Below are 21,343 nucleotides of genomic sequence, written 5' to 3'. Positions count from 1 at the left end.
GGGGGCAACCGTGGCAGGCATGCCACTCACCGCTGATTGGCACTCGTCGCGGAGCGGCGCGTCGGTGAGACTGACGGCCCGGTGCTGTACGTGAGGAGTTGTGATGCAGGTAGCCGTGGTCACTTTCGACGGGTTCAACGAGCTCGACAGCTTCATCGCCTCGGCGCTGATCAACCGGTGCCGCAGGGACGGCCTGGAAGCCTTCGTCACGACACCGACGCCGGTGGTCACGTCGATGAACGGCGTCGAGGTGACCGGGCAGCGCCCGATGGAGTTCGTGACCGAGGCCGATGTCGTGCTCATCGGCAGCGGGGTGAAGGCACGCGACGTCGTCGCCGACGACCGGCTGATCGCCAGGCTGCCGCTCGACCCCTCACGGCAGCTGATCGGCGCGCAGTGCTCCGGCGCACTGGTGCTCGCCCGGCTCGGCCTGCTGGACTCCATGCCGGCGTGCACGGACAGGACGAGCCGGCCGTTCGTCGAGGCCCGGGGTGTCACCGTGCTGGACGAGCCGTTCCACGCCGAGGGGAACATCGCCACGGCCGGCGGCTGCCTGGCGTCCCAGTACCTCGCCACATGGGTGATCACCCGGGCGCTCGGGGACGACGCCGCACGCGACGTCCTCGACTACGTCGCTCCGGTCGGCGAGAACGAGCGGACCGTCGAGCGGGCCATGGGTGCCGTCCGGGCGGGTGAGGTCGCGCTGCGCTGACGGGCCGAGGCCACCACCGGCGGGCCGCCCGAGGTCATGGCCGAGACCGAGCGCCGCTCGCGACCACGGCCGCCTCGGGAGCGGTCGGCCTGCGGAGCAGGAGCAGGGCCGCGTCGTCATGGAGCCGGCCTCCCACATGCGTGAGCAGCTCGTCGTGGAGGGCTGTGAGGGTGTGGGCCGGCTCGTCGGACAGGTGGTGCGCCAGCCTCTCGGCGAGCGGGTAGAACTCGCGGTCGCGGTCGCGGGCCTCCGTGACGCCGTCGGTGTAGAGCAGCAACTGATCCTCGTCGGCGAAGTGCAGTGTCTGCAGACCGGGGGTCTCGCCCGTGAGGGCGCGCAGCCCCAGCGGCGGGGACGGGCAGGCGGGCTCCACCGCCACGACCGCGGAGTCGCGCACCAGCAGCGGGGGCGCGTGACCGCAGTTGACCAGTTCCAGACAGCCCGGCCGGGGGTGTCCGGCGACCACGGCGGTGACGAAGTCGTCGCTGCTGAGGTTGCGGGCCAGACTCCGCTCGATCCGGTCGACGACGGCGAGGAGATCGGGCTCCTCGTACGCCGCCTCGCGGAAGACCCCGAGCACCAGAGCGGCTATCCCGACCGCGGGCAGCCCCTTGCCGCGCACATCGCCGACGATCAGCCGAACCCCGTACGGGGTGGGCACCAGGGCGTAGAGGTCCCCGCCGATACGGGCCTCGGCGGCTGCGGCGCTGTAGCGGACGGCCACCTGGAACGGGCCGACGGTCGCCGGTACCGGCTGGAGCAGCGCGTGCTGGGCGGCCTCGGCGACCGAGCGGACGGCCGCCAGCACCCGCTCGCGCCGCCCGCGCAACGCGCTGGCCAGGCCGCTCGCCAGGGTGACCGCCACCAGCGCGGACAGTACGGAAGCCAGCTCGCGGCCCGGCGCACCGTCCCGGACTCCGAGCATCGCGCCCAGCACTCCGGCGAGGAGACCCACGCAGAGAACCCCGCGCGGCCCGCTGGTGGTGGCGGCCAGCGCGGGCCCCGCGGCGAGCAGCGGCAGCCAGGTCAGCCCGGCTCCGCAGAGGAGACCGACGACCACGATCACGGAAACGATCAGCACAGGCAGTACGGGCGTGCCCGAGGCCAACTGCGCGGCGACACGATTGCGGGCCGGCCTCCCTGGGACGGACACCCGCTTCCTGGACGGCCGGATCCGGATCGGCCCGTGGCCGGCGCCGTGCTCTCGGGTCTGACTCATGTATCGCCCGCGATCCTCACTTGTGAGTGGAGCCTAAGCTCAGAATTGTCCGTTTCATCCAGGAAAGGGGATCGGCTCGGGCGTCACAAGGTCACGGTTTTCAGATAGTGAGTGACAGGCCCCTGGTCACGCGGCTCGCGATCGGGAGAAGCCGCTCCCGGACCTCCTGCAGCCGGGAGAGCCGGTCCGCCCGCAGCGAGACACCTAGCGAGCCGAGCGTGTCCCCGCTGTACACGGGAACCGCGATGCAGACCGTCCCGAGGGCGTACTCCTCCAGATCCGTGACGGCCGGCGCCACGGGGGAGGAGTCCAGCCGCCGGAGCAGCTCCGGGGCGTCGGTGATGGTCCGCGGGGTGAGATCCGCCAGGTGGTGCCGGGAGAGATAGTCCCTGCGGGACTCCTCGTCCAGCTCGCGCAGCACCGACTTGCCCAGCGCGGTGGCGTGCCCGGCGTCCTCGAACCCCACCCAGAGGTCGACCCGGGGTGCGCGGGGGCTGTCCACGATCTCGGCGACCCGGATCTCGCCGTCCTCGTAGAAGGTGAGGTAGGCGGCGCTGGTCAGCTCGTCCCGCAGCGCGGCGAGCGTCGGACGGACCCGGCTGAGCAGCGCCTGCCCCCGGCCGGTGGTGTGCAGCGCCTGCACCTTGTCGCCCAGGACGAACCCGCCGTCGCCCAGCTTCCGCAGGTATCCGTCGTGGACCAGGGTCCGCAGCAGGTGATAAGCGGTGGCCAGGGGCAGCCCCGTCTCACGGGCCAGCTGCTTCGCCGGCGCGCCGTTCTCGTGCGCGCTCACCGCCTCCAGCAGGCGGAAGGCCCGCTGCACGGACGTGATGAGCGTGGGGCCGGGACCGTCGTGCGCAGCCATACGACCAGCGTGCGCCGGGCGCGCGGCGCGGGCAAGCTCCGGCCGGCCGGACCCGGCGCCCTCGCCGCCCCCGGTAGGGACAAGTCGATCGTTCCATCCGTACGCGTAGGCGGCGACCCATCCTGATGTCGAGCTGGGCGCTGCTGCCGGGAGCCGTGCCCGGCCCCTGCGGAGCGCTCTCGTTCCGCAGCACCCACGACAGGGGCGGGCCCGGCACGTCCCGGGTGTCGTGCCCCACGTGCCGGCCGTCCCACGAAGAAGCGCACATGGCCGGGCGTCCACTCCGTCGACACGGTGTGCCACCGCGTCCAGTCGTGCGTGGGCCGCGGTCAGGGGCGCCGTGTGGGCGACAGCGTTCGCCAGGACATCAGGGCGGCGATGGCCGAGGCCGCGCCGGCCAGTGTGACGACCAGCGCCGGGGCCACGACCTCGCCCAGCGCGCCTCCGGCTGCCGCGGCGAGGCCCTGCAGCGTCATCGTTCCGGTCAGCAGCAGGCCGAACGCCTGACCACGCTGCGTCTCGGGCACCGCGTCGAGAAACCTGGGGGCCAGCGCGAGCTGGTAGGCGACGCCGAAACCGGACACTGTCAGCAGGATGGCGGCGTATCCCGGTGCTGGGCACAGCGCGAACCCCAGCAGTGGCAATCCGAGCGCAAGCGCGAGGGGTCCGGCCAGGCGCTCCCGGCCCGCAGGGCGCACCAGGCGGCCGACGACCAGGTTGCCGGCGAACATCCCGGCGGCGACCGCTGCGAACAGCAGACCGGCCGCGTCAGGCGCGCCGACCCGCGCGGCGTACGGGACCAGCACGCCCTCGGCGCCGACCATCAGCGCCGGTGCCAGCCATTGCGCCAGCAGCAGCGCCCGGACCGCAGGCCGGCGCAGCAGCGCCCGGTTCACCTGCCAGGTCTCGCCGATGCCGGCCGAACCGCCGGTGCGGCGGCGTGGGTGGTCGGCCAGGCACAGCCGCAGCAGGCCTGCCGAGGCCAGGCAGGTCGCGGCGGTGATCCAGAGCGCGCCCGGCGCGCCGACAGCGGCGATCAGCATGCCGCCGGCGGCGAAGCCGAGCACCTGCGTGCCGCCGGCCGTCATGGAGAACACGGCCCGGCCGAGCACGTAGCGGTCGCCGTCCAGCAGGTCGGGCAGAAGGGCGGTGCGCGAAGCGGAGGCGACGGCGCTGGGTATACCGGTGACGAACACGAGCGCCAGCATGGCCGGTACGGGCAGCAGACCGGCGGCGAGCACGGCGCTGACCGCGGCGCGCAGCACCTCGTAGCCGATCATGACCGTTCGCGGGGGCCGGCGGTCGGCGAGGGCCAGCAGCAGTGCGCCGCCCAGGGCATAGGGCAGGAATCCTGCCGCATACGCCAGCGCCGACATCAACGGCGACCCGGTTGCCGCGTAGACGGTCACGGACAGTGCGAGTATCCGCACCGTCTCGCCGATCAGGAAGAGCGTGTAGCTGCCGAACAGCACGCGGAACTGGCCCACGGCGAACACCTCGCGGTAGGTGGCCGGGCGTGGCGCGACGGACGTGGTGGTCATGGCCGACAGCATCACGGCTGCCCGGCCACGGTGACTATGCTTTCGTGTGGAGGCAAAACATGCTGGCCATCGAGGTGGGACCCGTCGACGTGGCGCGTACCCGCTACGCGATCTCGCCGCTGGGCGAGGCGATGCAGGCGCTGCGCGTCGCAGCCGGTGTGCAGGCCGCCGGCCCGCTCCGGCCGTGGGCCGAGCGCATCGCGCCCCGGTACGAGCGGCTGCGCCGGCAGGTGCCCACGGTCGGGGCGCTGACGGCGCTGTTCCGCCGCGGCGGCTACAACGCCGACTTCATCCATCCGCCGCCGTCGGGCTCCGGTGGCGACTTCGCTGCCGAGCTGGCCGCCGTACGCGCAACGCCACTGCTCCGTGCACGCCTGGAACTGGCCCGCAACCTGGCCGGGCTGCGGACGCCACCTCGCTACGTGCAGCGCATCCTCGACGCGCCGGACGTGGTCACCCGACTCGCCGACGCGCTCGAGGCGAGCTGGCAGGCCCTGGTCGAGCCGGACTGGCCGCGGCTGCGGGCGGTGCTGGAGCGTGACCTGGTCCGCCGCGCCGGGTACCTGGCGATGTACGGCTGGGCGGCAGCGCTGTCCGATCTCGACCCGCGGGTGAGCTGGCGCTCCGAGGGGCAGGTCGGGACCATCGAGGTGCGCACGGGTTCGCGTACCGAGTGGGACCGGCACAGGCTGGCCGGCAAGGGCCTGCTCCTGATGCCGACGGTGTTCGGCACCCTGATCAGCTACACCGAACCGCCATGGCCCTACGCCCTGGTCTATCCCGCCCGGGGCATCGCGGACCTGCTCGGCCCTGTGGCGCGTGCACCGGGCGGCGAGGCCCTGAGCCGACTGGTCGGCCCGCGCCGGGCGGACGTGCTGCGCGCGCTGGACGTGCCTGCGACGACGACTCAGCTCGTCGCCCAGCTCGGCCTGAGCCTGGGCACCGTCGGCAGCCATCTGGCGGTGCTGCGCGATGCCGGCCTGGTCACCCGCACCCGCGTCGGCCGGGCCGTCCGCTACGAACACACGCCGCTGGGCGCGGCCCTGGCGGACGGCTGAACGCCACCAGGCGGCCCACCCGGCCGACGACCTGGGCGCGGGGCGCCGCGACCTCGAACCGGTCCGGGTGGTCGACACCCCTCTCGCCACCCACCTGAAGTACCGCTTCGCGAGGTGAACACCTCGCCCGTCACTGGGCGCGACGGAGATGTGACGGGGATCACGTCCGACGGAAAACCCGGCGACCGGGCCCCGCGTCTAGTCGGTGTGAGATCAGTCAGGAAGGCACCGGCCGAGCCGGACGAGGAACGTCTCGTCCGGCTCGTGGCCAAGGGCGACCGTGCGGCGTTCGAGGAGCTGTACCGGCGCACCGCGCCATGGCTGGCGGTTCGGCTGCGGCGCCGCTGCGCCGACGAGCAGATCGTCGCCGAGGTCATGCAGGAGACGTATCTGGCGGTGTGGCGCGCGGCGGGCGCGTTCGCCGGGGCCGCGGTCGGCGGGAGCGCCGTCGGCTGGCTGTGGACGATCGCGGCACGCCGTCTCGTCGACGCGTTCCGCCGCAGGGCCCACCACGCGGAGCCGCCGCCCGCGGCCGCCGGGCTGCCCATGGCGCCGGCCGCCGAGGACGAGGCGCTCGCGGCCACCGTCGGCGGTGACGTCGGGGACGCGCTGCGGCGCCTCGCGCCCGAACTCAGACAGGTACTGCAGGCCATGGTGCTCGACGGGCTGTCCGTCCGGGAGACCGCGGTCCTGCTCGGCGTGCCCGAGGGCACGGTCAAGACCCGTGCCCGCCGGGCCCGGACCGAGATGCGGAGGGCCCTGGCATGAGCGTGGAACACGCGTCGACGCGCCTCATCGACGGCTACGCGCGCGGCGACAAGGACATCGCCGCCGACGAGGTGTGGGCCCTGGAAGCCCATCTGGAGGGATGCCGGGCCTGCCGGGACCGGCTGTCGGCCGCTGCCGAGGCGAGCGCGCCCGACGTGGCGGCACTGATCGGCACCGTCTGGTCCGACCTCCAGCCCCGGCTGGCCACCACCCCCACGATGCCCCGCCGCCGGCGCTGGTCGGCACGGTTGTCGAGGTGGCTGACACCCACGATGGCGCCGTGGCTGGTGATGGTCATGAGCGTGACACTGCTCGCGCTGTTGCTCGACCTGGCCGACACCGGCACGGGGTACGGCTCCGGCCCGGGGCAGGTGTCGCTGGTGCTGCTCCTCGCCCCCGTCCTGCCCGTGCTCGGCGTCGCGGCGTCGTGGTCGCGCGGCCTGGACCCGGCGTACGAGCTGACGGCCTCCGTGCCCAGGGCCGGGCTTCCCCTGGTGCTGCGGCGCACCGCGTCCGTGCTCGCCGTCGTCGTGCCCGCGCTGCTGGCGGGCGGCTGGGTGACGGGGGTGACGGCCGCGCAGTGGCTGCTGCCCTGTCTGGCGTTCACCTCGACGACCCTGGCGCTCGGCGGAGTCCTCGGCGTGACCCGGGCCGCCCTCGCGCTGATCGCGGTGTGGGCCGCCGTGGTCGTGGCGCCGGCCCTGGCCACCAGCCGTACGCCCCTCGCCCTGCAGACGGACGGACTGCCCGTCTGGGGCCTGATCCTCACCCTCGGCATCGGTGTCGTGATCGCCCGCAGGGGCGCGTACGCCGTGCTGGGAACCCATCGATGAACGCAACGACGAACCATCGGAAGGAACACATCTTGATGTCCGCGGTGAGCGCGGCCGACCTCGCACCGACGTCCTACGCCTGGGAGATCCGGGCCACGGGGCTGAAGGTGAGGGTCGGCCGGAAACGAATGGCCGTCGACGGGCTCGACCTGTCGCTGGGCACCGGCGTGCACGGCCTGCTCGGACCCAACGGGGCAGGCAAGACCACCCTCATCCGGGCGCTGGCCACCGTGCTGCGCCCCACCGAGGGCACCCTGGAACTGCTAGGCGAGTCCGCGGGAGGCCTGGGCGAACACCGGGCGCTGCGCCGCCGGATCGGCTATCTGCCGCAGGAGTTCGGCTACTACAAGCGCTTCACGGTACGCGAGTTCGTCGAGTACATGGCGTGGCTGAAGGAGGTACCGAAAGCGGACATCCCGGCGGCGGTGCAGCGCGCGGTCGAGCGGGTCGGCCTCGCGGACCGCGCCGACGACCGGATGAAATCCCTGTCGGGCGGCATGGTGCGGCGCGTCGGGATCGCCCAGGCCATCGTCAACGATCCGGCGGTCCTGCTCCTCGACGAGCCGACCGTCGGCCTGGACCCGGCCCAACGGCTGCGCTTCCGCGAGCTGTTGCAGGAACTGGGCACGGACACCTGTGTGGTCGTCTCCACCCATCTGGTGGAGGACGTCGCCGTCGCCTGCACCGATGTGGTGCTCTTCGCCGAGGGCCGGCTGGTCTTCCAGGGCACCCCGGACGAACTGGCCGCCGCGGGCGGACCCGAGCACGTCGGCGACAGCCCGCTGGAGCGTGGCTACTCGGCGCTGCTGGCCGACCCCCGGCAGGAAAGGGGAACCTGGTGAACGCCCGTGTCCTGCGCATCGAGCTGAGACGCTCCGTCGCCCCCTGGGCCGGCGTCGTGACCCTCACCGTCGCCCTGACGTTTCTGTACCTGGTGAGCGGACCGTGGTGGAAGGGCACCGAGCTGTGGACGAGTCAGTGGACGTCCATGGCCCTGTGGACCCGCTTCCTGCTGGCCGTCATGTGGCCGCTCGCCATCGCCCTCGGGGCCCTCCAGGGGCTGCGCGACCACCGTTCGAGGATGTCCGAGCTGCTGACGAGCACACCACGCCCTGCCCGGCACCGCGCGGCCACGACCGCGGGCGCGACGGCGATCACGCTGGCCTCGGCCTTCGCGCTTCTCGTCCTCCTGGGCGCGGTCCAGGTGCTCGGCGCCACCGAGTACACGCACCTCGGCTGGCTGCCGATCTCACTCGTCGGCGGACTCGCCCTGGTCGCGGGGGCCTTCCTCGGCATGGGACTCGGGCGCCTCCTCCCCTCCCCGCTGATGCCGCCCGCGCTGGCCGTGGCCGCGTTCGTGTTCGTCAACCTCCTGCGGGTGACGACGAGTTCGGAGGTGCCGTCGGTCGCGGCGCCGAACCGGGTCGCACTGCTGTCACCGGCGGTGGACGAGGTCCGCGACGTGTTCGTCACACTCTCCGCCCCCGTGCACCTGGGCCAGACGGTCTGGCTGATCGGCATGGCCGCGACCGGCCTCGCGCTGCTGGCCGCCGCCACCCCGCGTGCCCGCCTGCTCGCCCTGGTACCCGTCCTGGCGGGCGCGGCGATCGCCCTGCTCGTCCTTCCCCCGGACCCGCGCCGGACGTACGTCGTCGACAAGGCCGCCGCAGCCCAGGTGTGCGACGGTCCGGTGTGCGTGGCGACGGCGCACCAGGACCGCCTTCCCGGCTTCTCGGATCCCGGAAAGAAGGCGCTCCGCCTGCTGCGGGACGTCCTCGGCGGCGAGGCACCGACGTCCGTCCGGGAGAGCACCGCCCCACGGGGGATCTTCGACCCGCCGGAACGGTCCCGCACGTCCGTGCTCGTCGACTTCGACGACAACGTGATCGCCGACGCGAAGGGCGAGGAACTGACCCGGGTCCTGCTCGCACAGGGCATGGTGCCGCTCTGTTCCGCCCGCAGCACCAACGAGAGCGGCACGCTCGGCGAGATCGCCGCGCAGAGCGTGGCTGCGGGCTGGGTCCTCGGGGACCTCAGGCCGTTCAACGGGGCCATATTCGCGTCGAGCGAGCAACTCACCGCGGCCCGACCGGTGTTGACGGAACTCAAGGCGCTGCCCTGGTCCGAACAGGTCGCACGCGTCAAGGCGGCCCACACCGCCGCCCTCTCCTGCGAGGGCGACCCGCTCGACGTCCTGGACGGCGGTACGCCCCGGTGAGATGGCTGACGCTGTACGCGCGCTCCCGGCAGGTACCCGCGTCGCTCGCCGCGGTGGTGATCAGCGCGGTGGCGGTGTGGGCACTCGCCGCCCGGGACGGGGGCGGGGGACCGGCCGATCCGAAGCTGCCCGTGTTCGTCCTCGTGGCGGGGGTGACGGCGGCATCGATCGGGCTCGGCGGGCAGGACCACGCGCTGGACCGCACGGCCTCGATCCGCTGGCGGCCCCGCAGGGGGGCACATGTGCTGCTCATCGGCGCGGTGGCATGCGCCGCACTCCTCGCGGTGCAGACGGTGGGGGGCGAGGACCTGGCCACGACCGCGTTCGTCGTCCGCGACAGCGCGGGGCTGATGGGCCTCGTCGCCCTCGGGGCGGTGGTGTGCGGGGCGCAGTACGCGTGGACCCTGCCGATCGCCTGGCTGTCCTTCTCGGTCTTCGCCCCGCCCCCGACGAGTGTGCCGATGCGGGCGGTGACCTGGATGCTCATGCCGCCCGGCACCCCGACGGCCACCTGGACGGCCCTGACCCTCGCGGTCACCGGCACGACGGCCTACGCTCTCGCGGGCCCGAGACGGTAGCGGATCATCCGTGGCGGTACGGATCCGGGTGCCGAGTCAGATCCAGGTGTCGAGCCACATGCGGATCTGCCAGTCGGGATACGGGATCGTGTCCCCCGTGTAGACGGGGAAGAAGTGGATGAAGTTCCAGGCGACGAGCAGGACGAGCGTGCCCGCCGCCACCGCCCCCCGGGTGCGGCGCTCGGCGCTCGCACCCGGGGGGCCCAGCAGCGCGCCCAGCGTCATCGCCACGGCCAGACACAGGTACGGCACGAAGACGACGGCGTAGAAGGAGAAAGTCGTGCGGTCCTGGTACATGAACCACGGCAGATACCCCGCGCCCACGGCGCACAGCACGGCGCCCGCGCGCCAGTCGCGGCGCAGGGCCCACCGGAAGAGCAGATAGACCAGGGCGCAGCACGCCGACCACCACAGCATCGGCGTGCCCAGGGCGAGGATCGCCTGCGAGCAGCCGGTGATCGCGTGGCAGCCGGCCTCCCCGGGTTCGGGCGACTGGTAGGAGAACAGCACGGGACGGCCGAGAACCAGCCAACTCCACGGATTCGACTCGTACTTGTGGAACGTGTCCAGTCCCACGTTGAACTGGTACACGCCGTACTCGTAGTGCCACAGACTGCGCAGCGGTGCAGGTATCCACGACCAGGTGCCGCCACGGCCGTCCGCCCAGTGGCGCCCGTAGCCGTCGTCGGACAGGAACCATCCCGTCCACGTCGCCACATAGGTCACCACGGCGACCGGGACGAGGGACACCACCGACCGGCCGAGGTCCTTGCGGAGCACCGCTCGGTACGGGTGGCTTGCCCCCGCCACGCGGCGGGCGCCGACGTCCCACAGCACGGTCAGGACCATGAAGAAGGCCAGGAAGTACAGGCCGTTCCACTTGGTCGAGGCGGCCAGACCCAGACAGACGCCGGCCGCGAGCCGCCAGGGACGCCATCCCGTCCCCGCGCGGTCGCCGGTGTCCCTGTCAGGGCCGACGTGTCCGTCCCCGCCCACCGGCAACGCCGCCGCGAGCCGCCCCCGCGCGTGGTCCCGGTCGATCAGCAGGCACCCGAAGGCGGCCAGTACGAAGAACATGACGACCAGGTCGAGCAGAGCGGTGCGGCTCATCACGTAGTGCAGGCCGTCCACCGCCAGCAGCGCGCCGGCCAGACAGCCGAGGAACGTCGAACGGAACAGGCGGCGTCCAATGCGGCACAGCATCAGTACCGACAGCGTGCCCAGGACGGCCGTCATGAAGCGCCAGCCGAACGGGTCGAGGCCGAACATCCACTCACCGACGGCGATCACCCACTTGCCCGTCGGCGGATGCGCGACGAAGCTCCCGGTGTCGGAGAGCGGGATCACCTGCGGGTCGCCCAGGACCTGCGGGTCGGCGACCTTGCGGTCCGGCCAGGTGCCCTCGTAGCCGAGCCGCAGCAGGGACCATGCGTCCTTGGCGTAATAGGTCTCGTCGAAGGCGAGTTCGTGCGGCCGGTCGAGGCGCCAGAAGCGAATCGTTCCGGCCAGCAGGGCGACGAGCAGCGGCCCCAGCCAGTCCATCGCCTTCACGACGCGGTACGCCGCCACCGGGCCGAACCCCACACGTTCCCAGAGCCCGGTGCCCGGCTCCGGGAAGGGCGGGACCAGGCGTTCACGGATGTCGCTCCGGGGGCGTCCGGCGTACCCGAACAGGCGCAGACGGTCGGTCCAGCCGGTGGGCGCCGTCGTCGAACGGGTGCCGTGGAGCATCGCGGTGAAGAAGTCCTTTGAGCGTGCGGGCGGTGCGGTGCCGGTGATCGTCCGGCCGAGTCCGGGGACGCCCGGAGGCTAGCAGGGCCACACCGAAGCCGGTCGATCGCCTGCCGCCCACCCGGAGTTCGGCCGGAGGCCGAATTCGTCGGTGCGAGGCACCGCCCCGTGGTGGGATGCGTCGCATGAGCGAGACACTGCGGGCCCGTATCGAGCGGTACTACGCCACCGTGCCACTGCTGTTCGCCGACGTCGAGGAGTTCGGCCCGCTGCGCCTGTTCGTGCGGAAGGAGCCGGGCGCCCCCTACTACGGCGGGCCCGGCCACGCCCAACCCGCTGCGGGGTGCGGCTCGACGGTCACGGCCGCCGACATCGCGCGCGTGCGGGCCCGGCAGCGCGAACTCGGTGTGCCGGAAGCGTTCGAGTGGCTGGCCGAGTCGGCGCCGACACTGCGAACCGGGATCGAGGCCTGCGGTCTCCCGGTCCTCGAACGCCCGTTGATGGCACTGGATCCGCATCACCCGGTCGACCCGCGACCGCTGCCGGACGGTGTGACGGTCCGTGCGCTGACAGCCGACGACCCCGCCCTGCCCGCCGCCCTCGCTCTGCCGCGGCTGGCCTTCGCCGCCGAGGGCGTCGCGGTGGGTGCGGCGGGGCGGGCGGAGCTGTCGGCGGTGGCCGAGGTGCTGACCGGGGACGGCACCGTGGCGGCGGTCCGCCCCAGTGTCCGTGCCGGGCACAAGGTGCTCGTCGTAGCCGTCGGCCCGGACGGTACGCCGCTGGCCGTCGGCCACTACCACCCGGTGGACGGCACCACCGAGATCGGCGGCATCGGCACCCTTCCCACGGCCCGCCGCCGGGGCTTGGCCGCCGCCGTCACGGCCGCCCTGGTCGGCCACGCCCGCGACCACGGAGTGCGCACCGTCTTCCTCGCCTATGCGGACGACACCGTCGCCCGTATCTACACCCGCCTGGGCTTCCGCCCCGTCGGCTGCACCCTTCTGATCGCCGACCAGCCCGCGCGGTCGTAGGCGTCGATCGCTCCGCAGGGGCACGACCCTGGTGGACGTCGCGCCGCACCGACAGACCCCACCCCGTGCCCTCTTCCCGTCCTCCAGGACCTGGAGATCACCCAGGTCGGAGGGTCGCGTGGCTGGGCCGTTCGCGGGTACTCGGGAGCGCGCCGCAAGGCCGGCCGGGCCGACGGGTACGGATGCGGATGCGGATGCGTTGCACTCAGGAGAGGAGCGAAGGACATGGGACACGGCGGAGACGTCATCGCGGAACTGACCACGGACCACGGGGAAGTGGAGGAGATGTTCGGCGAGATCGAGGCGCTGCCCTCAGGGGACCCCCGGCGCAAGGAATGCGTGGACAAGGTCACCATCGAGCTGGTGCGTCACTCGGTCGCCGAGGAGGCGTACCTCTACCCGGCGGTCCGGGAGCACATCCCGGAAGGTGACGCGATCGCCGACCGGGAACTGGAGGACCACGCCGAGGCCGAGCGCACCCTGAAGGCCCTGGAACGGTGCGAGGCCGACGACCCGGACTTCGACCTGCTGATCGCCCAGCTGATGAACGAGATCAGGTCCCACATCCAGGACGAGGAGGACAACCTCTTCCCCCGGCTGCGCGCGTCCTGTTCGGCCGACGCCCTGAACAGCCTCGGTGAGAAGGTCCGCAAGGCCAAGAAGACGGCCCCGACCCGGCCTCACCCGGCGGCCCCGGACACTCCTCCGGCCAACAAGCTGCTCGCCCCCGGCATGGGCCTCGTCGACCGGATGCGCGACGCGCTGACCGGCCGGGGAAAGGACGGCTGACTCCTCGTACCGGGCGGGCTTCCCGTTCCGCCGTGGCCGTACCCCCGACCGGGAGCGGTCTCGGACGGGCGAAGGGGCCGGCCGGGACAGGCGAGGCTGTCCCGGCCGGCCCCTTCACTGAGGCATGCCCGCGGATCTGGACGTCAGTCGTCACCCCTGACGATGTGCGCCTCCGCCTCGGCCTCCGCCGTGCGGGGGCCGGTGCCGTCCCTGAGGGCGGGAAGACACATACGCACACCCTTCCCGCTCCGGCGCCGGGACTTGGCCCAGCCGCTCTCGCGGACGACGAGTTTCCCGACGGTGTGCGTGCTCACGACATCTCATCTTCCTTCCGGACCCGAGCCGCTTCGCCGACGGCTTTCGCAACGGCTTCTTCAGCTTCTTCGTGTGCGCCCACCGGGTTCCCGGCGACCGAGGGCGTAAACGGCGGTGACAGACGGCTACCCCGGCAGCCGCGGCACCGCCTCCTCGACGGGCCCCTGCGCGGCGGGCCGCCCGAAGACGGCGTCCGCGCCCAGCCAAGCCGGTCGCCCCGGGGGTCGCCACTGACGTCGGCGACGGCGACGTGTAGTTGCTGACCAGGGCTTTCACCGCGTCTACGGGCGCCGGTCAGCGATCTGTGAGCCTTGCGGGTGGCTGGTCGGCACGGCCGAACCGGCGGGCACGAGCGTGCCGACGGACGACGCGTCGCGGCGAACCGGGCTGGTGAGGTGTGGGGAGCGGACGTTGGGGGACTTGGTGTGTAGGCCGGGTTCGACGGCGTTCCCCTGGGGGTCGGCCCTGCCAGGCTTCTCTGGTTCTGACTACGTGCCGGAGGAGCCGTCCCTCGACGATCCGTACTTCGAGGATCCGTCCTTCGACGATCCGTCCTTCGACATCGTCAGAGAGTGCCCCGCTCGCAGATCCGACGGGCGACCTCACGAAGCTTGATGTTGTGTTCCTGCGAATAGCGGCGCAGCACGTCGAAAGCCTTCTCCTCGCTGAGGTGGTGGCTGCCCATGAGGATGCCCATGGCCTCGCCGATCGCATGACGGGTGGCGACGGCCTGCTCCATCTGGGCGTGCGTGCGGGCGCTGGAGAAGGCGACCGCCGCGTGCGAGGCCAGCAGCCAGCCGGCCAGCTCGCTGACCTCGGTGAACGCGCCCGGAGCCCGGGAGTAGAGGTTCAGGGCTCCGAGGTCCTCCTCCTCGGTGAACAGCAGGAAGCCCATCATGCTGCCCACGCCGAGACGGCGGGACTGCGGGGCGTAGGCCGGCCAGCGCGGCTCCTCGCGGGACAGGTCGGGGATGCGGAACACCCTCTCTCCCAGCGAGCTGCGGGCGGCGTCGAAGCACGGTCCCTCCCGCAGCCGTTCCTGCAGCCGGTCGCTGGCGACCACCAGCTGGTCGGTGGGGGCCAGCGACTCCACCGTCGTGCCGTGCAGGACGAGAATGCCGGCCGCGTCGCAGCCCTCCACCAGCTCGGTGGCCGAGGCGGTGATCCGCTCCAGTGTGGAGGCCACCGAATGCTGTGCCAGGAGATCCCGCGCCATCGACGCCATCTGCTGTGCGAACAGATCCCAGTCCACACCGTCCTCCGCTTCGTCTTCGTCCGGAAAGTCCTCAACCGGAAAGTCCTCATCCGGAAAGTCCTCATCCGGAAATTTCTCGTGCCAGCCTTGCATGTGAGCCTCGCGATGAGACGACCGTGACCGCCGCGTTCACGGGACCGTGGCCGATCCCGTGCCGCTGTCGCGCAGCGGGGAGTCCTTCGCCGCGGTGAAGAGGGCATCGGGTGTCGACGAATCCGCCGGTCACGGCGATGACCTCGCCGACCGTGCAGCTGGAGTCGGCGTCGGAGGCCTGTTCGGCGGCGTCGCGGTGGAACTCCGGGCCCTTGCGGTCGCCTTGAGGCAGCAGACAGCGCCGGCTCTGTTCCTCCACGCCGGGCCGTCGCTGTTTGTCCGAGTCGTACGGAAGGGTTGGTCATGCGGCGCCCTACGGCACGCTACTGGCCAGGCCCCTCGCCTGGCCGATCAGCTCGTCCAGGACTGACGCCCCAGGTACTCACATTGACACCCCGGGTCACCGGAATCGTCGCCGACCCGTACACGGACCTCACCGCGTTCCGGGGCCGCCGCGAGTTGGAAGACGCGCCGCACGGTTTCGCCGCGACGGCCGCGGGCGCGGTCTCGTACCCGTCGCCCGTCGCCGAGGGTGTGGCGACCGCCGCGTGGAGGATCCGCCGCACCCCCTGCGCCGACAGGGCGCCCGGTGAGGTGACGGCGACCGTGCCCGCCGCGACGGGAAGTCCTGGCACCCCGAACCTGCGTACCCAGTCCGCGAGTTGCCGTGCTATCACGTCATCCGTGATGCGGCCGACGGTGTCCTTCGTGGCCCCGGCCCGCCGCAGGCTGCCGGAGACCGTGCGGCCGAACGTCTTCGACATCTCGAAGTAGATGTTCTCCGAGGAGACCAGGACGTCCACGCCCGTGCAGCTCGATGGGTGCCATGTGCAGAGTGAGCAGGACGTCCCCGTGGGCGAAGGCGGCTCGTAACACATGACGTCCCGCTCGGACGGGGGAGACGGCACTCCCCCGGGAACTCCTCCCGGAACTCTTCCGGGAGCCCGGGACGGGCCCCGGCTCGTGGCCCTCGAAGTTCATGACGGCTCTGGCCATCTGCTGGAGCATCGGCTTCTCCTGGTGCTTGCGGAAGCACTCCGCCCCGACGCGGTAGACATGGGCCGCCCGCTCCCGGCGTTCCTTGCCCGACAGGTCGCGGGTACCGGGGGCGAACCCGAACGAGTGGAGGGCCGCGTCGCGCATCAGTTCCCCGTCGAGGCCCAGCACCACGGTGTGCAGCAGGCGCTCGACGGCCTCCGGCTCCCCACGCTCGCCCGGTGCGACTGCCTCCGCGCCGGGCGACCGGCCCGCGACGCACGCGTGCAGCGTCTCCAACTCCGCCTCGTGCAGCCGCAGCAGCCCGAGCACCCGGACCCGGCCCAGTTCGTCGACCAGCTTGCGCAGTGTCGTCGGGAGGTCGGGTCCGGCTTGCTCCTGCTCATCAATCACCGCTCGAGGATGGGCAGGGGGCCCGCGCCGGGCAAGCGGTTTGGGACGATCGGGAGGGAAACCGTATGACTATTCGCCCGACGGCGCGGTCAAGGTGACGCCGAGGGAGACCGGGGTGCCGAAGTTCGGGGTGCCGTCGGCGTTCCAGGTGAACTTCTGCGCCCTGGTCGACCGGTTCATGTCGCAGCCGCCGGAGGCGGAGTTGTTGGCGTGGTAGACCATCCAGTCCTCGGTACCGTCGGGTGACTTGAAGAACCCGTTGTGGCCGGGCCCGTAGACGCCGTTGGCGTTGGACCGCTGGAAGACCGGGTTGGGGGACTTGACCCACGAGGAGGAGTTGAGCGGATCACCGCCGTTGTAGGTGAGCATGCCGAGCTTGTAGTCGGGCGTCGAGCAGTGGCTGGCCGAGTAGACGATGAAGGTCTTGCCGCCCCGTTGCAGGACCTCGGCACCCTCGTTGACCGCGCCGCCCACCGTCTCCCAGCTGTAGGTCGGCGTGGAGAGCACACGGCGGGTGCCGCTCGCGGTCCACGGGTTCGACAGCGGGCGGATGAACATGGGCTGCGAGCCGTTGTAGAACGTGCCCAGGAGGTACAGCTGACCGTTGAGCTGCAGGATGCCGGGGTCCAGCTCCCAGGTGTTGTCCTGCGTCGGGTCGAGCAGGTCGGCCTTGAAGCTGTACGGGCCCATGGGGTCCAGCCCGGCGCTCTCCAGGACGTGGATCCGCTGGGTGCCCAGGTCGTACGGCTCCCGGCCGGCCGTGTAGTAGAAGTACCAGCGCTTGCCGTTGGGGCCGTCGAGGAGATGGAACTCCGGGGCCCACATCGTGCCGGCCCCGTTGGGCCGGGTCAGGTTGAAGACCACTTGTTCGCCGGCCGTGGCAAGCCCCGCCAGGGTGCTCGACCTGCGCATGGTGACCGTCGAGTTCCACGTCGTGGTGGCGAGGTAGTAGAAGCCGTCGTAGTACGTCAGCCACGGGTCGGGGCCGCGCTGGGCCAGCGGGTTGGTGAACGTCTTCGGGGTCGTGCCGCCGCCGGTGAAGCCGGGCATCCGCCACACCCTGCCGTTCGCGGTGGCGCACGGCAGCTGCACCAGGTTGGTGTTCGAGGCCGACGAACCGCCGCTCGGCGCGACGCACTTGCCCGAGCCGACGGAGACCAGGTTGAAGGTCCTGTCCGTGCCGGCGACCGACACCGGTGCGAGCCGCCACTGCTGGTTGGCCGCGCCGTGGCAGGGCCACTGGATGACCGCGGCGTTGTCCGCCGTGGAGGCGCCGTACACGTCGACGCACTGCCCGGACTGGGTGGTGATCGTATAGGTGTCGGTCGTCCCCGACACCGGTGTGAAACTCAGGCTCTGGTTGGCCCCGCCGCCGCAGGCGAAGGCGCGCAGCTGTGTGCCGTTGGTTGTCGAACTTCCGGGCAGATCGAGGCAGTTGCCGCCGTTCTGGTTCACCCCTGTCGAGGTGAAGGCGACTGCGGCGGCAGCGGGCTGCGGTGCCACCAGGAAGGCGACCGCCATGGTGACCGACGCGAAGAACGCGGACAGGAATCTGGAACGAGTCACGGTCCGTACACCTTTGCTTCGAGGAGTCCGACGGAGTTCGTGCCGTTGCCGGTGAGCAGCACCCGTAGCCGGGTGGTGCTCGTGGCGTTGAAGGTGACGGTGTTGTACTGGTTCTTGGCCAGGGGGTAGGACCCGGCTCCCGGCACATCGACGTACGCGCTGCCGTTCCAGTACTGGAGTTTCCACGAGGCGGGCATGTCGATGCCCTGGTCGTCGTCGAAGAAGTACACCTCGGCCTTGTTCAGGGTCTTCGCGGACGGCCAGGTCAGCTCGGCCCACTGCTGGCCCGTCTCAGGCCAGGTCCCCCAGCGCGGGTTCACGGTGTCGTTGGACGACGGCGGATCGATCCCGTCGTTGACGGCGGCGACACTCTCCCAGGAGGAGGTGTACGACGCCGACGCCGTGGCCGACGTAGCCAGGTTGCCCGGCGGCTGGACCCCGCCCCGATTGAACACCTTGACCTCCGTGAGGCCCGTCTTCGCGCCGGAGGCGTTGGTGGCCAGGACCCGGATGCGCTGGGCGCTGATCGCCGGGAACTGCACCCGGTTGTAGTTGGCCCGTGGCGCCACCGGACTCTTCGTCTGGTCGGGTGCGTTCACCCACGAACTGCCGTTGTGGTACTGGATCGTGTACGCGGACGGCGCCCGGTAGGTGGTGTTCGCCGGGCGGCTGTCCTTGAAGTGCAGCCGGACCTCGTTGAGCGTGCGGGTGGTGCCGAAGTTCAGCTCGTACCAGTCCTGGCTGTTGGTGGAGCCGCCCGCGCCCCAGAACGGTTCGTTGGTGGGGTAGCCGTCGACCGCGCCCGAGACGTTGCTGCCGGAACCGGTGTGGGAGGCGGACACGGTCGCGCCTGCGGCGAGATTGGTGAGGTCGGCGGTCAGGTCGACGCCGGCCTTGGCGAGCATGTCGACCATCTGCGGGCTGTCCTGCACGACCTGGCCGGGGGTCTTGAGCCCGGACTTGGCGCTGTGATGGGTGACCGTGCCGCTCGTGGTGACGTCACCCGTGGCCGGGTCCCAGGTCAGGGGCACCAGCGAGCCGACGGTGGCGACCCGGTCGCCGTTGACGTAGACCGAGTAGCCCTCCGGGATGCCCGGGTAACGCACCACCCCGTCGGCCGGGTCGTCCCAGACGACGGACAGGTCGGCACCCCGGTAGCGGAGGTTGTTGACGGTGAAGTGGCTCCAGCCGATGTCGATCGGGGACAGCTCGACCTTCGCGTCGTTGCGGGGCCGCAGCCCGGCCACGTCCTCGATGACCGTCCAGTTGCTGCTGCCGAGGATGTTGTGGTGGATCCAGGAGCGGTAGTTGACGGAGCTGCCGTTCCAGTCCGCCCAGAACTCGTTGGCATCGGGCCACTGGGTGTTGCCGCCGACGTACTGCGCCCAGGTGTTCCAGTAGAGGAGCTTCTTGTAGTCGGTCGCGTTCATCCAGGAGTTGGGGTAGTTGCGCAACACCGACGAGTACAGGCGGAACTGCACGGTCGAGTTGATCGTGGAGAAGTTGTTGGAGCCCGGCTCCCCGGCGTCGGCCGCCGCCTGCTTGTCGACCTGGTTGGCCGTGTAGAAGGGGAAGATCGGATACTGGGCCGGGTCGTCGTACAGCCGCAGGGCCTGCCGGTACGTCGCGGTGTTGGGGACGGCGCCGACGGAGAAGGGGTAGTAGTTGTTGATCTCCTTCCAGGGCACCCACTCGTTCGTCGACTTCAACCGGTGCTCGAACAGCTGCCGGCCGGGGTTCCACAGCACGTTGACGATCGCGTCCTTGATCTGTGTCGCCAGCGTGCGCATCTCGGTGGCCTTGGCCGTGTTGCCGATCGCCTCGTAGGCCTGGGCGGCGGCGAGCGCGCCGCTGTACTGGTAGGCGGACTCGGCGCGGTCCATGTTGCCGGGCTTCCAGTGGAAGGAGACGGCGTCGGCGTCGTTGCCGGTCAGGGCGCCCCAGTCGTACTCGATGAGCTTGTTGTTGTCGTGGTCGTAGTGCGCGAGCTGTCCCTTGACGTCGCCCTCGGCGTAGCGGGCCAGGTTGGCGGCGATGCCCGGCTGGCCGCCATGGATCTGGTAGCTCTTCCAGGCCGCCTCGGCGATGTACTGGGTGTAGCTGTTGGACCAGTTCTCCGGATCACCGGGGTTGTCGAGGAAACGGCCGCCCTTGGAGGTCTGGCCCACGCTCAGCCAGTCCCCGTACGCGTAGGCCGGGTTGCGCAGGTACTTGAGGTCGTCGATGTGCATCGGCTGGGTGAGCGCGATCGCGTTGTTGTAGCCGAGGACGCCCTCGGTGGAGGTCGGGAACTGGAAGGTCTGCCCGGGGATGTCCGCGTCGAGGCTGTTGAAGCGCATCAGCCACCAGCGGTAGTAGATGTTCTTCTTGATCGCCGGTTCGGGCACGTCGATGTACGGCACGTTCTGTGCCCACCACAGGTTGTAGGCCTTGACGTGGGTGGCGAACGCGGTCGCCGGTGAGTATCCCGCGTAGGTGTTGTACTCGGTCAGCGACTGGGGGATCTCGTCGGTGACGAAGCCCATGACCACCTTGGCCGTCACGGTGGCGCCGGCCGCGATCGTCACGGACCGGTTGAGCCCGCCGCCGGAGACGGCGAAGCCGTCGCCGGTGAGGCGGGGGCGGAGGGTCGTGAGGTTGTTGAAGGCGTTGACCTGGCCGGTCAGTTCGCTTCCGGTGCCGGTGGTGGCGTACGGCGAGGTCGCCCGCAGTTGCAGCGTCGTGGAACCGGAACCGTTGTTCTTGATGGACAGATTGGTCACGGCGACGTTGTTGTCGGTGATGAACTTCGTCTGGTCCACCGTGACCGAGCCGCTGGTGTGGACGCTCTTCCAGTGGCTGGGTGTCTGCCGCCGCTGGGCGACCTGCTCGGTGAAGGTCCCCGGAGTGAGCGCGACGGTGTAGGCGCTGCTGTCGTTGATGCTCTCCCAGTAGGCGGCCTTGCCGCCGAAACCGAGCTGGGCGGGGTTGTGCTCCTTCATGAAGAGCGCCCGCCCGCGGCTCATCAGCCAGGGCCCGGCGGGATCGTTGCCGGAGCGGGCCAGCAGGCGGTCCATCCAGAAGTCGGTCCCCGAGCTCTCCGCGTCGTAGATGGCCTTCATCATGTCGCCGGGTGTGTGCGCCACGGGTGGTGCCGGGATCGCGGGCCCGCCGAAAGTGGGGAACCCGATGGTCTGCGCCGCGGCGGCCGGGGGAGCGGCGACGACGGAACATGCGCTCAGCGCCAGGGCGGCGAGGAGGCACCTCGTGCGCCGGCGTCGTACCAGGAGGACGTGCGGTCTTCTCATCGGATGCTCCCTGTCCCGTTGACAACACGCGTTCGCTCGCGATGGCACCGACGTTCGTGAACCGGGGGAGTGCGGAAAACAACCTAAAAGGTTTT

18 protein-coding genes are annotated in these 21,343 nt (G+C 71.2%); 9 read left to right on the top strand and 9 right to left on the bottom strand.

The window, feature by feature from the left end; genetic code table 11:
* Nucleotides 1-103: 103 nt before the first annotated feature.
* Nucleotides 104-712: a DJ-1/PfpI family protein gene (locus OG858_RS05275; protein ID WP_328545107.1), complete on the top strand. Its 609-nt coding sequence runs from the start codon at nucleotides 104-106 to the stop codon at nucleotides 710-712.
* 34 nt (nucleotides 713-746) lie between these two features.
* On the opposite strand, the gene OG858_RS05270 is transcribed toward OG858_RS05275, so the two are convergent.
* From OG858_RS05270 to OG858_RS05260, 3 genes are all read right to left on the bottom strand, one after another.
* Nucleotides 747-1,931 (bottom strand): PP2C family protein-serine/threonine phosphatase, encoded by a 1,185-nt coding sequence (locus OG858_RS05270; RefSeq protein WP_256960278.1) that lies wholly within the window; start codon nucleotides 1,929-1,931, stop codon nucleotides 747-749.
* Between the two features lie 100 nt (nucleotides 1,932-2,031).
* Nucleotides 2,032-2,796 (bottom strand): IclR family transcriptional regulator, encoded by a 765-nt coding sequence (locus tag OG858_RS05265; RefSeq protein ID WP_086747435.1) that lies wholly within the window; start codon nucleotides 2,794-2,796, stop codon nucleotides 2,032-2,034.
* A gap of 329 nt (nucleotides 2,797-3,125) precedes the next feature.
* Nucleotides 3,126-4,337, bottom strand: a complete 1,212-nt coding sequence (locus OG858_RS05260) for an MFS transporter (protein WP_319314792.1) — start codon at nucleotides 4,335-4,337, stop codon at nucleotides 3,126-3,128.
* A 59-nt stretch (nucleotides 4,338-4,396) separates the two neighbouring features.
* Here OG858_RS05260 and OG858_RS05255 point away from each other — a divergent pair, with 59 nt between their 5' ends.
* The 6 genes from OG858_RS05255 (at nucleotide 4,397) to OG858_RS05230 (ending at nucleotide 9,792) form a co-directional block, all read left to right on the top strand.
* The gene (locus OG858_RS05255) at nucleotides 4,397-5,395 is read left to right on the top strand and encodes an ArsR/SmtB family transcription factor (RefSeq protein ID WP_256960280.1); all 999 of its coding nucleotides are present in this window, start codon (nucleotides 4,397-4,399) and stop codon (nucleotides 5,393-5,395) included.
* A 207-nt stretch (nucleotides 5,396-5,602) separates the two neighbouring features.
* Nucleotides 5,603-6,163, top strand: coding sequence for an RNA polymerase sigma factor (locus OG858_RS05250; protein WP_086747432.1), 561 nt, complete (start codon nucleotides 5,603-5,605; stop codon nucleotides 6,161-6,163).
* Complete coding sequence (locus OG858_RS05245) at nucleotides 6,160-6,996, top strand: zf-HC2 domain-containing protein (protein ID WP_328545108.1); 837 nt, start codon at nucleotides 6,160-6,162, stop codon at nucleotides 6,994-6,996. The genes OG858_RS05250 and OG858_RS05245 overlap by 4 nt, the downstream gene beginning before the upstream one ends.
* Before the next feature lie 35 nt (nucleotides 6,997-7,031).
* A complete protein-coding gene (locus OG858_RS05240; RefSeq protein WP_086748359.1) occupies nucleotides 7,032-7,838 on the top strand; it encodes an ABC transporter ATP-binding protein in 807 nt (268 codons plus the stop codon).
* On the top strand, nucleotides 7,835-9,214 hold the full coding sequence (locus tag OG858_RS05235; RefSeq protein ID WP_319262143.1) for a hypothetical protein: 1,380 nt from the start codon (nucleotides 7,835-7,837) through the stop codon (nucleotides 9,212-9,214). Before OG858_RS05240 ends, OG858_RS05235 begins: the two co-directional genes overlap by 4 nt.
* Entirely contained in the window at nucleotides 9,211-9,792 is a 582-nt protein-coding gene (locus tag OG858_RS05230; protein ID WP_086748357.1) for a hypothetical protein, read from the top strand. The genes OG858_RS05235 and OG858_RS05230 overlap by 4 nt, the downstream gene beginning before the upstream one ends.
* Nucleotides 9,793-9,828: 36 nt before the next feature.
* On the opposite strand, the gene OG858_RS05225 is transcribed toward OG858_RS05230, so the two are convergent.
* Nucleotides 9,829-11,523, bottom strand: coding sequence for a dolichyl-phosphate-mannose--protein mannosyltransferase (locus tag OG858_RS05225; protein ID WP_319262140.1), 1,695 nt, complete (start codon nucleotides 11,521-11,523; stop codon nucleotides 9,829-9,831).
* Nucleotides 11,524-11,708: 185 nt separating this feature from the next.
* Between OG858_RS05225 and OG858_RS05220 the strand changes: the two genes are divergently transcribed.
* Together OG858_RS05220 and OG858_RS05215 are read left to right on the top strand one after the other, a co-directional pair.
* Nucleotides 11,709-12,554, top strand: a complete 846-nt coding sequence (locus OG858_RS05220; RefSeq protein WP_373420806.1) for a GNAT family N-acetyltransferase — start codon at nucleotides 11,709-11,711, stop codon at nucleotides 12,552-12,554.
* A gap of 225 nt (nucleotides 12,555-12,779) precedes the next feature.
* Nucleotides 12,780-13,343 (top strand): hemerythrin domain-containing protein, encoded by a 564-nt coding sequence (locus tag OG858_RS05215; protein ID WP_086748354.1) that lies wholly within the window; start codon nucleotides 12,780-12,782, stop codon nucleotides 13,341-13,343.
* Between the two features lie 143 nt (nucleotides 13,344-13,486).
* Here the strand turns inward: OG858_RS05215 and OG858_RS05210 are convergent, their stop codons facing one another.
* The 5 genes from OG858_RS05210 to OG858_RS05190 all read right to left on the bottom strand — a co-directional run bounded on the left by OG858_RS05210 (nucleotide 13,487) and on the right by OG858_RS05190 (nucleotide 21,248).
* The gene (locus OG858_RS05210; RefSeq protein ID WP_327723313.1) at nucleotides 13,487-13,657 is read right to left on the bottom strand and encodes a hypothetical protein; all 171 of its coding nucleotides are present in this window, start codon (nucleotides 13,655-13,657) and stop codon (nucleotides 13,487-13,489) included.
* 566 nt (nucleotides 13,658-14,223) lie between these two features.
* Nucleotides 14,224-14,883 (bottom strand): GAF and ANTAR domain-containing protein, encoded by a 660-nt coding sequence (locus OG858_RS05205; protein WP_086748360.1) that lies wholly within the window; start codon nucleotides 14,881-14,883, stop codon nucleotides 14,224-14,226.
* An 801-nt stretch (nucleotides 14,884-15,684) separates the two neighbouring features.
* Entirely contained in the window at nucleotides 15,685-16,395 is a 711-nt protein-coding gene (locus tag OG858_RS05200; RefSeq protein ID WP_319314795.1) for a hypothetical protein, read from the bottom strand.
* Nucleotides 16,396-16,464: 69 nt separating this feature from the next.
* Entirely contained in the window at nucleotides 16,465-17,961 is a 1,497-nt protein-coding gene (locus tag OG858_RS05195) for a family 43 glycosylhydrolase (RefSeq protein ID WP_086748353.1), read from the bottom strand.
* A complete protein-coding gene (locus OG858_RS05190; protein ID WP_086748352.1) occupies nucleotides 17,958-21,248 on the bottom strand; it encodes a discoidin domain-containing protein in 3,291 nt (1,096 codons plus the stop codon). The genes OG858_RS05195 and OG858_RS05190 overlap by 4 nt, the downstream gene beginning before the upstream one ends.
* Nucleotides 21,249-21,343 lie beyond the last annotated feature (95 nt).

This window comes from Streptomyces europaeiscabiei, assembly GCF_036346855.1.
In the GTDB taxonomy this organism is placed as follows: domain Bacteria; phylum Actinomycetota; class Actinomycetes; order Streptomycetales; family Streptomycetaceae; genus Streptomyces; species Streptomyces europaeiscabiei.
Note: the sequence above shows the minus strand (reverse complement) of the source record. Positions and strands in the feature narration are given on the sequence as shown.